This is a genomic window from Citrobacter sp. Cb023 (genome assembly GCF_030336805.1).
Taxonomy (GTDB): domain Bacteria; phylum Pseudomonadota; class Gammaproteobacteria; order Enterobacterales; family Enterobacteriaceae; genus Citrobacter; species Citrobacter braakii.
This window is the reverse complement of the sequence record NZ_JAOWCV010000038.1, coordinates 913471-928853: the sequence shown is the minus strand read 5'-3', so window position 1 is coordinate 928853 and position 15383 is coordinate 913471. Positions and strand designations below refer to the sequence as shown.

General features: G+C 47.6%; 13 protein-coding genes, 1 tRNA gene and 2 pseudogenes. 9 read left to right on the top strand and 7 right to left on the bottom strand.

Annotated elements, in window-relative coordinates:
• Positions 1-2 precede the first annotated feature (2 nt).
• The 3 genes from OGW44_RS18215 to sfmF are packed head-to-tail and all read left to right on the top strand — an operon-like array spanning position 3 to position 4165.
• Positions 3-2624: a fimbrial biogenesis usher protein gene (locus OGW44_RS18215; protein WP_185654246.1), complete on the top strand. Its 2622-nt coding sequence runs from the start codon at positions 3-5 to the stop codon at positions 2622-2624.
• A 4-nt stretch (positions 2625-2628) separates the two neighbouring features.
• Positions 2629-3636, top strand: coding sequence for a type 1 fimbria D-mannose specific adhesin FimH (gene fimH, locus OGW44_RS18210; protein WP_046276059.1), 1008 nt, complete (start codon positions 2629-2631; stop codon positions 3634-3636).
• A complete protein-coding gene (gene sfmF, locus OGW44_RS18205; RefSeq protein WP_047416795.1) occupies positions 3629-4165 on the top strand; it encodes a fimbria assembly protein in 537 nt (178 codons plus the stop codon). The genes fimH and sfmF overlap by 8 nt, the downstream gene beginning before the upstream one ends.
• Before the next feature lie 49 nt (positions 4166-4214).
• On the opposite strand, the gene fimZ is transcribed toward sfmF, so the two are convergent.
• The 3 genes from fimZ to fimW all read right to left on the bottom strand — a co-directional run bounded on the left by fimZ (position 4215) and on the right by fimW (position 7136).
• Positions 4215-4847 carry a fimbria biosynthesis transcriptional regulator FimZ gene (gene fimZ / locus OGW44_RS18200; RefSeq protein ID WP_016152131.1) on the bottom strand — a complete coding sequence of 211 codons (633 nt, stop codon included), beginning with the start codon at positions 4845-4847 and terminating at the stop codon, positions 4215-4217.
• Between the two features lie 587 nt (positions 4848-5434).
• Positions 5435-6157 carry a fimbria biosynthesis regulator FimY gene (gene fimY, locus OGW44_RS18195; RefSeq protein ID WP_153646845.1) on the bottom strand — a complete coding sequence of 241 codons (723 nt, stop codon included), beginning with the start codon at positions 6155-6157 and terminating at the stop codon, positions 5435-5437.
• Positions 6158-6542: 385 nt separating this feature from the next.
• Positions 6543-7136, bottom strand: coding sequence for a fimbria biosynthesis transcriptional regulator FimW (gene fimW, locus OGW44_RS18190; protein WP_016155913.1), 594 nt, complete (start codon positions 7134-7136; stop codon positions 6543-6545).
• Between the two features lie 36 nt (positions 7137-7172).
• Here fimW and OGW44_RS18185 point away from each other — a divergent pair, with 36 nt between their 5' ends.
• Positions 7173-7352, top strand: coding sequence for a hypothetical protein (locus tag OGW44_RS18185; RefSeq protein WP_016152134.1), 180 nt, complete (start codon positions 7173-7175; stop codon positions 7350-7352).
• A 39-nt stretch (positions 7353-7391) separates the two neighbouring features.
• Positions 7392-7468, top strand: a tRNA-Arg gene (locus tag OGW44_RS18180).
• On the opposite strand, the pseudogene OGW44_RS18175 reads toward OGW44_RS18180, so the two are convergent.
• Positions 7469-8229, bottom strand: a pseudogene (locus OGW44_RS18175) (site-specific integrase); the annotation flags it as partial.
• Here OGW44_RS18175 and OGW44_RS18170 point away from each other — a divergent pair.
• The 4 genes and pseudogenes from OGW44_RS18170 to OGW44_RS18160 all read left to right on the top strand — a co-directional run bounded on the left by OGW44_RS18170 (position 8111) and on the right by OGW44_RS18160 (position 10146).
• Entirely contained in the window at positions 8111-8677 is a 567-nt protein-coding gene (locus OGW44_RS18170) for a baseplate wedge 1 family protein (protein WP_185654403.1), read from the top strand. The pseudogene OGW44_RS18175 and the gene OGW44_RS18170 sit on opposite strands and share 119 nt — an antisense overlap.
• 2 nt (positions 8678-8679) lie before the next feature.
• Positions 8680-9180, top strand: coding sequence for a hypothetical protein (locus OGW44_RS18165; RefSeq protein WP_185654247.1), 501 nt, complete (start codon positions 8680-8682; stop codon positions 9178-9180).
• Positions 9181-9458: 278 nt separating this feature from the next.
• A pseudogene (locus OGW44_RS25835) lies at positions 9459-9728 on the top strand (gp53-like domain-containing protein); the annotation flags it as partial.
• A 265-nt stretch (positions 9729-9993) separates the two neighbouring features.
• Positions 9994-10146: a hypothetical protein gene (locus OGW44_RS18160; RefSeq protein ID WP_185654248.1), complete on the top strand. Its 153-nt coding sequence runs from the start codon at positions 9994-9996 to the stop codon at positions 10144-10146.
• 205 nt (positions 10147-10351) lie between these two features.
• Here OGW44_RS18160 and OGW44_RS18155 read toward each other — a convergent pair whose 3' ends face one another.
• The 3 genes from OGW44_RS18155 to torS all read right to left on the bottom strand — a co-directional run bounded on the left by OGW44_RS18155 (position 10352) and on the right by torS (position 15308).
• Positions 10352-11581: a DUF6056 family protein gene (locus OGW44_RS18155; protein WP_185654249.1), complete on the bottom strand. Its 1230-nt coding sequence runs from the start codon at positions 11579-11581 to the stop codon at positions 10352-10354.
• Positions 11568-12026 carry a hypothetical protein gene (locus OGW44_RS18150; RefSeq protein ID WP_185654250.1) on the bottom strand — a complete coding sequence of 153 codons (459 nt, stop codon included), beginning with the start codon at positions 12024-12026 and terminating at the stop codon, positions 11568-11570. Before OGW44_RS18150 ends, OGW44_RS18155 begins: the two co-directional genes overlap by 14 nt.
• A gap of 447 nt (positions 12027-12473) precedes the next feature.
• On the bottom strand, positions 12474-15308 hold the full coding sequence (gene torS, locus OGW44_RS18145) for a TMAO reductase system sensor histidine kinase/response regulator TorS (RefSeq protein ID WP_185654251.1): 2835 nt from the start codon (positions 15306-15308) through the stop codon (positions 12474-12476).
• Between the last annotated feature and the right edge of the window lie 75 nt (positions 15309-15383).

Genomic DNA, 15383 nt, shown 5'->3' with positions numbered 1-15383 from the left:
CGATGAATAAGACAACGTATTTTCCTGGCCTGTTACCGGGGGTTACGCCACCGCTGGCGGGGGTGGCGTTGTCCACGCTGGCGGCGCTCTTTCCCTCTCTAAGCTATGGAGAAAGCTATTTTAATCCGGCTTTTTTATCTGCGGATACGGCAACCGTGGCGGATTTATCACGTTTTGAAAAAGGCAATCACCAGCCTGAAGGCGTTTATCGCGTGGATATCTGGCGCAACGATGAGTTTGTTGCCACTCAGGATATTCGTTTTACTACCAGTGCGGCAAAAGCCGGGGAGAAGTCCGGTGGGCTGATGCCGTGCTTTGGACTCGACTGGGTAAAGCGCCTTGGCGTCAATATCGCCGCGTTTCCGGCACTCAGTAAGGATCCGAACGATACCTGTATCAATCTACCTGAGGCGATTCCCGGCAGCGAGATTGCGTTTGATTTTTCTACCCTGCGCTTAAACGTCAGCCTGCCACAGGCGTCAATGTTAAACAGCGCGCGCGGCTATATTCCACCGGAAGAGTGGGATGAAGGGATCCCGGCCGCGCTGGTTAACTACAGCTTTACCGGCAGCCGCGGCAGTGATACTGACAGTTACTTCCTCAGTATGCTCAGTGGTCTGAACTATGGCCCCTGGCGGTTGAGAAACAACGGTGCATGGAGCTACTCCAGGGGCGACGGATACCACTCACAAAGCTGGAAAAACATCGGTACATGGCTTCAGCGCGCAATTATCCCGCTGAAAGGCGAACTGGTGATGGGCGACAGCAACACTGGCAACGACGTTTTTGACAGCGTCGGGTTTCGCGGTGCGCGGCTCTATTCCTCAGACAGTATGTATCCCGACAGCTTACAGGGCTACGCGCCTACCGTTCGCGGCATTGCGCGTACCGCAGCGAAACTGACCATTCGTCAGAATGGCTATGTGATTTATCAAAGCTATGTTTCACCCGGCGCTTTCTCGATAACCGATCTCAACCCAACGTCATCCAGCGGTGATCTTGAGGTCACGGTGGATGAGAAGGACGGCAGCCAGCAACGCTATACGGTGCCGTACTCCACCGTTCCCTTATTACAACGAGAAGGGCGTTTCAAATATGACGTTGTCGCCGGGGATTTTCGCAGCGGCAATAGCCAGCAATCTTCACCGTTCTTTTTCCAGGGAACATTAATTGCCGGGTTACCAGAGGGCTATACCGCATACGGTGGTACGCAGTTGGCCTCACGTTACACCGCGGTGGTTTTAGGCACCGGTCGAAACCTAGGGGACTGGGGGGCGGTTTCTGTCGATCTCACCCATGCGCGCAGCCAACTGGCGGATGACAGTACGCACCAGGGGCAGTCTCTACGTTTCTTGTATGCGAAATCGCTGAACAATTTTGGCACTAACTTCCAGCTGTTGGGGTATCGCTACTCAACGCGTGGCTTCTATACCCTCGACGATGTGGCGTATCGCAGTATGGAAGGCTATGAGTACGAATACGACAGTGAGGGCAATCGCCACGACGTGCCCAATGTGACGAGTTACCACAACCTGAGCTACAGCAAAAAGGGCCGTTTCCAGATCAACATTTCGCAGAATCTGGGGGATTACGGATCGCTGTATATCTCGGGTAGTCAGCAGACGTACTGGAATACTTCAGACACCAATACCTGGTATCAACTGGGTTATGCCAGCGGCTGGCAGGGGATTAGCTATTCACTCTCCTGGTCGTGGAATGAATCGGTTGGCATCTCCGACACCGACCGTATTCTGGCGTTCAATATGTCTGTACCGTTCAGCCTGCTGAGCGGACGGCGTTACTCGCGTGATAACGCCCTCGATCGCACCTACGCGACCTTTAATGCCAACCGTAATAGCAACGGACAGAACAGTTGGCAGAGCGGGATCGGCGGTACGTTGCTGGATGGGCGCAACCTGAGCTACAGCGTGAATCAGGGGCACAGCAGCACCAATGGCTATAGCGGAAACGCCAGCGCCAACTGGCAGGCGGCCTACGGTACGCTGGGCGTGGGTTACAACTACGACCGTGACCAGCATGACTACAACTGGCAGCTCTCCGGCGGCGTGGTGGGGCATGCGGACGGCATTACGCTCAGTCAGCCTCTGGGCGATACCAACGTGCTGATTAAAGCGCCGGGCGCGCAGGGTGTACGGATAGAGAACCAGACCGGCGTTCAAACCGACTGGCGCGGATACGCGGTGATGCCGTATGCCACCGTCTATCGCTATAACCGCGTCGCGTTAGATACCAATTCCATGAACAACAATACCGATGTGGAGAATAACGTCAGCAGCGTAGTGCCAACGCAAGGGGCGCTGGTGCGGGCGGCATTTGATACACGAATCGGTGTGCGGGCGCTGATTACCGCCAAACATGCCGGTAAACCAGTGCCGTTTGGCTCCGTCGTGCGTGAAAACACCAGCGGCGTGACCAGCATGGTGGGTGAAGACGGGCAAATCTACCTGAGCGGCCTGCCGCTAAAAGGCGAGTTGTTGATCCAATGGGGGGAAGGCGCAAACGCGCGCTGCGTGGCGCGCTATGCCTTGCCAGAGGAGAGCCTGAAACAAGCGGTAACGCTCACGAACGTGACGTGCGAATCTCCGTCAGTACGACAGGAATAATACGATGAAACGACAAACGGGTTTGTTACTGGGAAGCGCTTTACTGCTGATGGCCCATTCGTCCTGGGCGACGGTCTGCCAAAACTCGAATGGCACGCCAACGGATGTTTTTTACGATCTGTCGAATGTCTTCAACAGTAGTAACAACCAGCCGGGACAGGTGGTGACGTTACCGGAAAAATCTGGCTGGATTGGCGTGAATGCCACCTGTCCGGCCGGGACAACGGTAAATTACACCTATCGAAGCTATGTCACTGAACTTCCGGTTCAAAGTACCGAAGGCGGCTTCCAGTATCTGAAGCTCAATGACTACCTGCTGGGGGCCATGAGCATAACCGATAGCTATGCCGGGTTATTTTATCCCCCACGTAATTACATTCGCATGGGGACTCACCCTAACGTACCTAAGCAGCAGCCTTTTGGCGTGATGGATTCAAAGCTGGTGTTTAAGCTCAAAGTAATCCGCCCGTTTATTAACATGGTGCCGATTCCGCGGCAGACGATGTTCAGCGTCTATGTCACGACCAGTACCGGAGATGCACTAAGCGTGCCGGTTTATACCATCAGCTACAGCGGCAAGGTGGAGGTTCCACAAAACTGCGAAGTAAACGCCGGGCAGATTGTTGAGTTTGATTTTGGTGATATTGGCGCATCGCTCTTTAGCAAGGCAGGAGCGGGAAACCGGCCTGAAGGCATCAATCCGCAGACCAAAACGGTAGCGATAAAATGCACCAACGTCGCTGCACAGGCCTACTTAACCATGCGTGTAGAGGCCGAGAAAGCCACCGGGCAAATGATGGTATCTGACAATCCCGATTTAGGTTTTATTGTCGCCGACAGCAGCGGTAAACCGCTGACGCCCAATAATCTGTCCAGCACTATCCCGTTTCAACTGGATGATAACGCCGCGGCGAGCGTGGGTATTCGAACATGGCCGGTTAGCGTGACGGGCAATAAACCTACCGAAGGACCTTTTACAGCCCGTGGCTATCTGCGAGTGGATTATGACTAACAAGCAAACGCCAGCCGCAGGGAAACGCCTGGCAATGGTGTGCCTGCTGACATTCAGCTCGTTGTGCCATGCCGCTTCGTCGCTGGGGGAAATCAATATTGAACTGCGCGGAAACGTGGTGGACTTTACCTGCGCGGTAATTGCCAGCGACAGCAATAAGTCGGTGGAGCTAGGCACCTGGCCGACCAAGCAGCTTCAGAACAGCGGAGATACTACTCAACCGGTCGCGTTTACGCTGAAGCTAGAAGGCTGCCCGCCGGGTTCCGCTTCGATAACGTTTTCCGGAACTCCGGCCCCGGGCACGACGTTGCTGGCGCTTGATGATGCGGTGATGGCGCAAAAGGTGGCGATCGAACTGCACGACAGCGACCGTACGCGATTGCCGCTCGAACAGGCCAGCCAGACGGTGGGGATTGATGAGAACGGCAATGCCACGCTGACCTTTTTCGCAAACTATATCGCGTTAGCTGCTGGGGTTCAGCCTGGCATTGCCAAGGCTGATGCCACGTTCATGATTAACTATAACTAATCAATGCGCTAACAAAACACTCCCGAACGAAATCTCGCCGGGAGTGTTATTACATTAATTCATGCATTTTTGCGTAATCGATCAGCTCAACGATGGTGTGCAACCCGAGCTTGGAGTAGATATTAGCCTTGTGAGCGCTAATCGTTTTATTGCTGAGTAACAACTGCTCAGCAATTTCCTTATTGGATAGCCCGTTTGCCAGATAACGCAAAACGGTAACTTCACGGTTAGAGAGCGGCATGTCATGTAAGACGCCTTTTTGTGCATTTATATTGTTAATGAAATTAAGGGTATCCGAAGGAAAAAAGGAATATCCCGATAAAATCATTTTTACCGCATTGTAGATATCATTGAGATCCTTTCGTTTACTGACAAACCCATTTGCACCGGCCCGGATAGCACGCCCGGCATAAAACGACTCGGATTTTGAGGACAGAAACAGTACCCGAGTTTTCTCCTGCAATGACTTTATTCTTTTGAGTAATGTAAACCCATCAGAACCAGGCAGTTCAATATCCAGGATGACAAGATCGACCGGGTACGTGCGCAGATGTTCTATTGCCGTACGGCTGTCATCGGTTTTCAACACTACCTGAATATTACTGTTTTTCTCGAGTAGTACTTCTATCGACATTCTGACAATAGGGTGTTCGTCCATAATGATAACGGATGCTGGTTTCATTGTTGTATGCCTCAAACTGTTTGCGTATCTTGCGAATTTGATAAAACATCAGGCGTTATAATATTGTCAAATAGCCAAGAATTGTTCTGAGGGAGAGCCGAATAAATATTATTTCATCCTTGTTTATTCGGTTGTTCTTCTGCAGAACAATGAATTTGTGGAAAATCCATTTCACACCGGGAAAACTAACAATTAATCAGGAAACTGTGGGGATTATACCTGCTCTGCTCATTCGGAAAAGACTTACAACATCCTGGTTGTTAATGTCAGTTAGGATATTCTGAAAGATCCAGATGTGTTAATGACTATTGGTATTATTTATCTGTGGTTCGAATTATGGCAGATTGAAAATTTTTTTTAAACAGTAAAAACGACACAATAAACCAATTGTTTAGGTTTTGTTAAGGCTGCAATAGGACTATTTTTTATTGAAATGCACAGGATCAGTAAGGTTAAGTGTGAGTGTGCCTCCAGGCATAATACCAGGAATAGTTGTAAATATTAAATATTTGTAAAAATTAGATCTTTTTTCTTATTCAAGAATAAGTAATTTCCTAAAAAATCTTATAGCACAATGAGTTATGGTGTTAAATTAAATGGGGTGAGGTAACGTTGAGGCGGTGTATCAGATGCAAAAAACGCTGCCTGCTGGATAATCCAAGGCGCGTAATCAACTGGTTCAGGCGATAGATGATGCGGTGGTAGGGTTGTTCCTGTAACAATGCAATCTTTTTTAAGGAGTTACCCTGCAATAGTAAGGTAATCAGCTCCCAGTCGAGCTGATTTATACGCCTGGAATGAATATAGTTAAGAACCGGAGATAATAAGGCATGGCGCATCTCGGGGAGGCGCAAATTGCGTGGCAAGATATAAAATGGACCGGACAGTGAAATAAATGTAGTGAGGTCTTCATCGCGACTGGAAAGCATTATGAAGATTTGGATGTCATTATGCTTCTTAATTAGCTGGCGCAGGCTTTCAAGTATATCGAAATAAGGGATTGTTAAGCTTTCAATGTCAATCACTAACTGGCTTATTACCGGCTCTTGCATGCTGAGCAAAGTCGATTCAACGCTCTGGAAGATCGCCGTGCGAGTACCTGAGAATAAATGTCGACTCAGCGCATAGGCCAGATAGTAGTCTGTCGTAATTATCGCCTGAGATATAGTGCCGTCCGGTAAGGTGTATTCGAGTTTTTGCGCCAGATACTCGATCCGGTCAAATACCTGTGAGGTACAGTGGGGAAATTGCCAGCTACAGTTAGCGTTTCGTATACGGCGATAGCGGTCCCGGCGTTTTGCACTGTGCATCCTTTTCCATTCCATTTCTGTTGCGGCAGGTCTGGATAAATTGCTGACTACAGGCATCCCTGAACCAAACTTTTGTCAGCGCAAATGTGAGTTGACTTGTGCCGTTGGGTTTCAGTGCTTCAACAATCATCAGACTGGCAATTGCGTACTCCATCAGAATAATCTGCCGGAAGTTTTCTGATGTCTTACTCAATGCCCAAAAGATCGTTTTATCCAGTTCAACCTCTCTCTGAGATTAGATAAAATATTACCGGGTGTGTCTTTCTGTTACCCCGGAAATAGTATGGCCGGATTATTCTCGCAGCCTGAAGCCAGGTACAGTAGGAGCCGATGCTTAATCGATGATGAGATATTTCTCAATAAAAATTAGGCAGAGACACCCCGTCTAATTTTGCAGAAAGTTCAGATGTGCGCGGATGTATCTTAAGAATTGCTGATCGTTTTTCACATGCAGCTTTTTCATAATGCTGCGGCGGGTCGCTTTGGCCTGGATATCACTGACTGAGAGCAGATGAGCCGTTTCGGCTAACGTATACCCGCTGGCGAGAAACATTAAGAACTGGCGTTCTTCGATAGAAAAGTTGCGGGTGGTGCAGTAATGGCAGATAGTCGCGGGCACGCTAGTGCGCAGTGCGCGTTTTTGCAGGATGAGGACCAGTTTTTTGGTTATCTCGTCGACGTCATCTTCCCGATAAATCAGTGGCAACATGTACAGGCAGGGGCGGAACATCAGCTTATCTTTGTCGTTTTTGCTACAGATGACCACCCGGTGTTGGCGCCTGGTGTGGACAGGAACCATGTAACAATCGGCGCTGAGCCAATCTTCATCCAGTGAGATAAACGCGATTTCAGCGCGATCGATATCTTCGACAGGTAAAAAGCTAATCTCCTGATGCCACTGATTTGCCAGATGGGAGATGATGATTTTCAGTCCATGTTCGAAGTGACTGTTTTCTTCCTTGATGGCGATACTTAACATTAAAGAGTTCCTGACCACTGGAGAGGGGATAAAGGAATGTTAAGCAAAATCATAAATATTCTAAATACATGTATCCCTAAATCTGACGTTTTGCGGGCTGAGTTGTTACCAGGTGATTTCCTGGATACCTTTGAACGAGCAGAAAAAATCAACATTCGTACACTTCGCCAGCAACCGAAACAAAAGGCATTGACTCAGCAAGCGCTGACCGTATAATTCACGCGTTTCATCTGCATGAAGTAATCACTTCGCAATGCGCCCTTAGCTCAGTTGGATAGAGCAACGGCCTTCTAAGCCGTAGGTCGTAGGTTCGAATCCTACAGGGCGTACCATTATATTTCAGTAACATACCCATTTTCTGCAAGTTCCTTATTTTCCAGATGGGACATATTTGGGACATCATCACTAAAAATCGAGTCGATTTGCTTCGCGTGTTCCGTTAAATGGTTCGGCGCAAGATGAGCATACCGGCGTACCATCTCTATGCTTTCCCATCCCCCCACGGAACGCCGGACTGAATTAACCAACTGGCCCAGGTGTGTCTCAGATCGTGGAAGCGAAAGTCTTCTATTCCAGCCCGGCGGCAAGCTGCATTCCATGCCCGCTGATCATCGACGCGCATCTTTCTGATGGTCCGCGTCTTGGAACCGTCTGGCCAGATACCTTCTTTCGTATGCACGAACACTCATTTATGATGTTTACCAATCTGGTCACGCAAAACCTTACAGGCGGTATCATTCAGCGCTACGCCAATAGCGCGGTTTGACTTGCTGTCTTCAGGATTTACCCAGGCAACACGACGCTGCATGTTTATCTGCTGCCACTCCATATTGATGATATTCGAACGGCGAAGGCTGGTTGCCAGCGCAAACTTAACAACCGACTTCAGCGGATCCGGACATTCATCAATCAACCTCTTCGCCTCATCAGCCTCAAGCCAACGTACGCGCTTATTACGTACAGATGGGACCTTAATAACCGGCGCTTTCTCCAGCCATTTCCAGTCACGTTCTGCCGCCCGCAGAATTGCCTTCATCAATGAAACCTTTGGTCTTGATATATGGGGGAAGATTGTAGGTATTGGCAGGTATATAACTGCGCCGATTGACAGTGATTCTTTCGGATTTTCAGAAGCTGATAATGGAGCATCCGAATACCCACTGCCATTTAATGATTCTCCATTCTATGCAGGGGTTCAGGAAACAACATCGGTAAGACTTGCAGACGATGCTTACCGAACACTGATTCTCTGCAAGGCGTTTTCAAATATCAGCATCGCCACAATCCCTGACATCAACAAATTCCTGCGTATGCTGTTCGCGGGCAGGGGGAGGACGTACTGCGTTAATTATCGTGACATGACAATCGGCATCACCTTTGAATTCGATTTAGCACCTTATGAGGAATCGATCCTCACTAATTATGACGTCGTATCTGTCCCTAGTGGAGTCCAGTTGAATATATCCCAGATTGTCCCTCCATATTTCGGATTCGCTGCAGACGCATACCCGTTTAATGACGGAACATTTTACAGAGAATAAACATGAATAGATCTGACGCACCAGCTAAAAAGCCAGAACCATTTGCTATAAATGCCTCACGCGAAGCAATTCTTGACACAACCCCTGTAGGCGATAACCAGGCATCATATGATGCTGGATTCCCTCCTATTACGATGACTCTGAAATCAGCAGGGGGCAAGCCGCCAAAAGGCGAGGATATGAACCAGATCCTCTATGAGCTTGCCCAAAATGCTCGCTGGAATCAGGCCGGCGCGGGATATCAATTTGACAACGCCTTTTCCACAGGAATTAGTGGCTATCCTTTGGGAGCAATTGTCCAGAATTTAACTGGTGACGGAACATGGATTAACACCCTGGATGGCAACACTAATAATCCTGAAGTATCCACAGCCACTCCGCTAACAGGATGGATTCCCCTGAATTCCAATGGCACAACCACAATCACGGGTTTGGCAAATGCCGATGTAACCCCCACGACCCTACAAGCATCCAAAATAATATTACTCTTGCAGGGACGCTAGCGGCTAACATCAATATTATTCTTCCAGCATGGCGGAAATCATGGAGAATCACCAATAACACTTCTGGAGCATTTTCGATCACAGTAAAAACCATATCTGGAACAGGTGTTATTTGTCCTCAGAATGCGTCTATCGAGGTTATCGGTGATGGTACCAATATCACACTGAAGACAGGAACAGCAGCGAGTCAAAACGTAGGGAATGGCACTGGCATTATCCCTGATATGTCATCGGGCACATCTAGCTTATCAACAAATGGCTGACAAAAGCTTCCTTCTGGATTAATCATCCAATGGGGGCAGAAAAATAACACAGCATCAGCAACATCTACAGCAATATATCCAATACCGTTCCCTAATGGAGCTCTTCAGGTTGTTGCATCAGGATATCAGGTGGCAGCTAATGTTCAGGATTATGTAACCATAAACGGAGTTGCCAATAGTGGTTTCTTTACCTGGCAGGTATTTTACGCAAATGGTGGATCCGCTCCCTCTCTTGCCTCTATAGCCGGACAAGTTCAATGTCGATATATCGCTATTGGGTGGTAATAAATGTATAAATATTCAGCATCAAAAAACGCATTTTATCCTGAGTCTCTTATTCCAGAATACATAAAGGCAGGAACCATGCCTGATGATCTAATTGATGTGTCTGCTGATATTTTCATGGAATACACTGGCATTCCACCGAGTGGTGAGGTGGGGGGGTGACGAAAATGGGATGCCGACATGGTTAAATGAACCTGATATTCCAAATTAGAAAAAGTTAAGTGCCGCCTTATCTGCTCTTGGTAAACAATATCAGGAGGATGTTATGACCATGAATATTGAATGGCTTGCTGCCGCAGTTAACGATGGTGTTAACGAGACTGCTAAAAAAGATGTTGTAATCGCTCAAATTCACGATAGAAAAACAAAATATGCCGCTGATCGTGCCACTATCATTGCTCAATATCCAGAGGATTAAATATGGCGAATGAAAATGAAGTTCAGGAAAACAAAGAAAACTCAGAAAGCTTGGGCACTGTCAGATTTTGTCCGATTTGTGGCGAGCAGATGTTCCAGGGAATTAGGTACGGATTTTTGTGTTGGATCTGCCCGGAATGTGATTTTGACGAACCAGTAGCATAAATAAAGAAAACCGCCTCCAAATGGAGGCGGTTTTAAATTCCTCACTCCCTTCCTTTTAAACATCTACATATCAATACAGAAGATATATACACGATGTATAAATTGAAAATGAATAACACCCTGTAAGCCGATGCATAAACGGTGGGGCTAAACCCTATAGCAATAACGGAAAGAATTCCAAGAACGAAAGGGATAGGGAGATAAAAATAATCATCCAAGTTTTTACATAATGATACCAACAGAGTTAAGATGCTGAAAATAACGAGAAGAGAAAAAATATACGGGGCAAATCGAGAAAAATGGCCAATATCACCAAGAGACAAAAATGTAGAATTAGTGTAATATCCCACCTGTTCAGACTTAACTGAAATCAAAAGTGAAGCGGCCAGCTTGAGAGAAATAATTAAAGACGCCCCAGTAGTGGCAACAGTCTGTCGAGGCGACTTAAAAAATACATATAACAACAAAGCAAGGAATAAATTAAATAAAACATTTACCTCAGTGATATGTGAACTAAGTCTGTCGAGCCCAATTGCGGTCTTGTCAATAATGTTGAAATTAACATAATCCGGCATCCATGTTAGAATTTCCGCCGATTTCCGCACTGAATTTCCTGGGGCAGTGAGTGATATTGCTGTACTAATGATTACAACTAGCAAGTAACTAATATTATATCTAGTATAATCTTTTTTGAAAATTACATACATGGCAGGATATGGCAGGGCTACAAGCACTGAAAATTGTTCGTTAAAACAAGCTATAGCAATAAAAAACAAAGATAGTGCTTTTAAAAACGCACCAGTGCTTTTAGATGATTTAAAAATTAGTAAAGAAAGCAGGCCTGCCGCAATGGGCTGAAGATAAAAATAAGACCCCGTTACCCACCACCCAGACTCAGACATTACGTTCTGGTTGATGAGAAGCATCAGTGCAGAAACTAGGCATAATGGCGTAATGGTTCCATTATTTACAAACCCAGCAAACCTCGATATGGCATAAGCTACAGAGAAGAAGGAAACTGGGATTGCAATTTTCCAGTACAATTCTGAATTGATTGTTAACGCTATTATAGCCTCTATTGGTATGCGACCTGACCATGTGTGGTAGCGCATACTAATGTATTCAAGCAAGCCACGATTTGTTAATGCGGACGTAAAATAATGATCATCTCCGTGACTGAGAACTTGTAGGCTAGGAATAAAAAAATATGCCACGGCAATAATAAATGCTAGGCATGACAGGTTTATGCTTGTCCTTTTATTTACATTCATGTTTAATCTCATGATTTTTGCCATTTCTTAAAATATGAATTGAAATATTAATTTTATTAAACCCACTCCCTACATTTAATGAAGATGAGAATCCAGATCGGTCATATAACCCAGGTTTTTTAAAGTATTGACTGACATCCGGTCTATTTTCAATCGACGTTCTGAGATATATTTTTTTTCCATCTATATCTGCTGAAACAAGAATAGAGCCATACCCTTCTTTATCAGTCGCCCACCCATTAACCTTTAGTATCCCATCACTGTATGAACACTCATCAACTCCGTATATGACACTTTCAGTTGTAGGCGCATTTGTTTCTAAGTATGGGACTACTCTATTCAAAGATAAATAAAAAGAAAATGGAATTAAAAATGACAAGATAAGACCAGCAAAAAAAATTAATGTTGCTGGATTTTTTTTAAAAGGAACAATACTGTAACGCATAATATTACCCTGGTGTTAATTAACTATCGCTGCCTTTACTTTAAAATCCCCCAGAAAATCCCAAAAGATGTAGTCCCGTTTGCAACTAAAGATAGAAACAAAAGTAATGCCAAAGTAATCGGGAGTGCCAAGGTCCCGCAAATTACATCGCTGATATCAGTTTTTTTCTTGCGTATACGATTTTTTAAGAAAATAGTACATACAGGAAAGAATAATATGGCAACAATTGTTATTGAGATCCATTGCATAAAAACACCCTCAAGAGAAATGATTTCCATAAAAACAAACGTGGAAAATACCATTAATACAACATGTTGTACATATGTTGATTGACTGCAATGTGAGACAAAAACGGGACACACAAAGCTTTGCATCGGTTTGCAAGGCTTTGCATGTTTTTCGAAGATGGGACGCGTGAGCGCAGTATTGACGGGGTATGTTATTGACTTAGAAGGTAGTTCTAGGAACTTCTAAGCCGTAGGTCGTAGGTTCGAATCCTACAGGGCGTTCAGCTTCTGCTAATCGCGACAAATTTTCTTTTGCCAACCACATTTCCACTTCTGTAAGACTTAGTTGTACTTCCTCTCTGAGTGAAAAATCAGCTAGCGGCTGCTGTTCAAGCGCTGCGCACATCCTGCTGGCAGAACGCATCCCCATGCTGGCGCAGCTGCTTTTTAGCTGATGTGCCAGACGTTTTATCTTCTCGTACTCATATGCTGCGCGCGCTGCGTCAATCTCATCTAATACAGGAAGGGTGTGTTGCTTAAAGAGCGCTAACCATTCGTGCACCTTTTGCCATCCCATTAGCTGGATATCCCCGGCTAATTGCTGGGTATCTAACCGTTGGTTGTCATTTTCTAATGCAACCGGGAGAGGGGCGTTACCATGCAGATAATGGGTAATGAGCCGACTGAGTTCATCCTGGGGAACCGGTTTTTGAATAACGCCGAGAAACAGGGTGCTGGTTCTTTGGCTTAGCGTTTCGTCGATGACGTGTGCGCTAAAGCCTATTAGCTTTAACGTCGGAAACTCGCGGGTTAACTGTTGCGCCAGCGTGATGCCGTCGATATCCGGAAGATCAAAATCAACCAGCGCGGCATTATACTGGGTGTCTTGCTGCAGTATGGTGAGCGCCGCAGCCGCACTGTCTGCAGCCGTGACCTGGGCGCCATTGAGGGTGAGCATTTCTGTACTGATGCGCTGCGTGAGGGGGTTATCCTCGATTAGCAGTAAGCGTAAACCCTGTAACGATATGGCACGTGGAACGGATTTAGCTACTGGCATCGCGCCAGCCCGTAATGGCAGACGCAGACGAAAGCAGCTTCCGACTCCCGGCGTACTGGTGACGCTCAGTTCTCCCTGCATCGCCTGCGCAAGGCTGGCACTGATAGTGAGTCCAAGCCCGGTCCCCCCACGTTTACCGCTAACCTGAACAAACGGCTGAAAAATATCGCGCTGATGGACAGGGTCAATCCCGCATCCCGTGTCCTCAACCTCAATATACCAGTCCTGATCTTTACATCGGCTACGCAGGGTGATGTGTCCGCGATCGGTAAAGCGCAGCGCGTTGTTTAATAGGTTAGTTATGATTTGCCGAATGCGGCGCGGATCGCCGCGTAGGGAGTCGGGGACATCGTCGGCAAAATCCGTAACCAGCACGACCGGGCGACCCACAACGCGACCGTGCATGAGCTGAAGCGTACTTTCCAGCAAGGGTCTGGGCTCAAAAGGTTCATCGCCGATCGCCACATTTTTTCCGCCCGCTTCGATGGCGGAATAGTCCAGGATATCGTTGAGGATGGTCAGCAGAGACTCGCCAGAGTCGGTGATTGCGCGCAGATTCTCCTGATGCTGCGCCAGAGCGGGATTGTCTGAGAGCAACTGCGCAGTGCCGAGGATCCCATACAGCGGGGTGCGTATTTCATGGCTCATGGCGGCAAGAAACGCCGATTTTGCCTGGTTGGCTTTTTCGGCTTCTGCCCGCGCCTGACGGTGTTCAGACACCATAGAACGCAGTTCGGCGGTGCGAGCTTTTACCTGAGCGGCCAGATGTTCGCGATGGCTATTAAGGGCGTGAACGCTACCGCGAAAGGCGTCCATTAACCGACCGATGGTATCCAGTTCGCGAACGCCCGCTGTTTCCGAAAATGGGGAGTCAATATCACCTTCAAGCAGACGCTGTAACGCCTGGGTTTGCTGCGCCAACGGGCGCGTGACCGAGCGGTAAACTACGCGCCAAAGAATGAGAATTAACAAGCACAATGACACCGCACCTAACAGCAGCAGCAGCGTTTGCCCGCGCTGGCTGGCCTGTTTGAGATGCGCCAGCCCGGTCTGATTGCGTTGACCAATGATTTCTACCAACTGACTGACTTCGCTACTGAAACGGGTAAATTGCTCGATATTGTTCTGCGATAAGATCTGTAAGCGGGTGGTGATGTCATTATCCTGACGATACAGGGCCAGCAGATCGACATAACGGCTTATCGAATTTACAGCGCCGGCAACCTGAGTGCGTACCACCGGATCTTCAATGCGTATTTGTCGGCGGTGAAGCACTCTGACGGCGGCATTAAGCTGGGTTTCCAGCGCTGCAAGGTTATTCTGCGCCTGGTTATTCCCCAGATTCATCACCATTTGCTGCACGCGTAGCGCGCTCAGGCGCAGTTCATTCATCTGGTTATAATATTCCAGATCGATATCGATAAGCCTGTCGAGAGCGTGTTCCGCCGCCTGCCCCTGATGGCTCTCAATCAAATCATAAATGCTTGCCTGCGTAGCGCCCGCCGAGGTGGCGGCATTACTGGCCTGACCGCGCGCCATTTCGGCAACGTCGGCGGTAGCCTCAACAATATGTTGGCTGAGCTGTTGCTGCCGATTGCGCAGTTTCAGACGTTCGCCAACCAACTCCCCCTGATGGCTTAACGACTGGGCGATCTCTTTTTCCTGTTGTTCAATGGCCGACGTGTCAAAGCCCTGCTCGCGCAGGGTTTTCAGTAAAGCGGTTATTTTCAGGCTTTGGGCGGTTAACATACGCCCCTGAGCCAGCCACATATTTTCATTATCTGCGGTGGTCAGATTCTGCGCGGAAAACAGTTCCCAGGCGCTGGCTTCGCTGAGCTGGCGCGCCATGTCCATGGTCGGGATCAGCGCCTGGGTATTGGCCTGCTCAACCTGGCTTACAAAACGCAGGTTATACCAGCCTACCAGCGTACTAATGAGGGTCAGTGCCGCCATCAGCCCGAAGCCTATCCACAGTCGTTTGGTCAGAGATAAATTCACTGTCGGGTCGCCACAGATTAAAAAGGTTGAGTCCAAAAGAGGAAAGCAACTAGGATAAAGCCTTATCAATGTTGA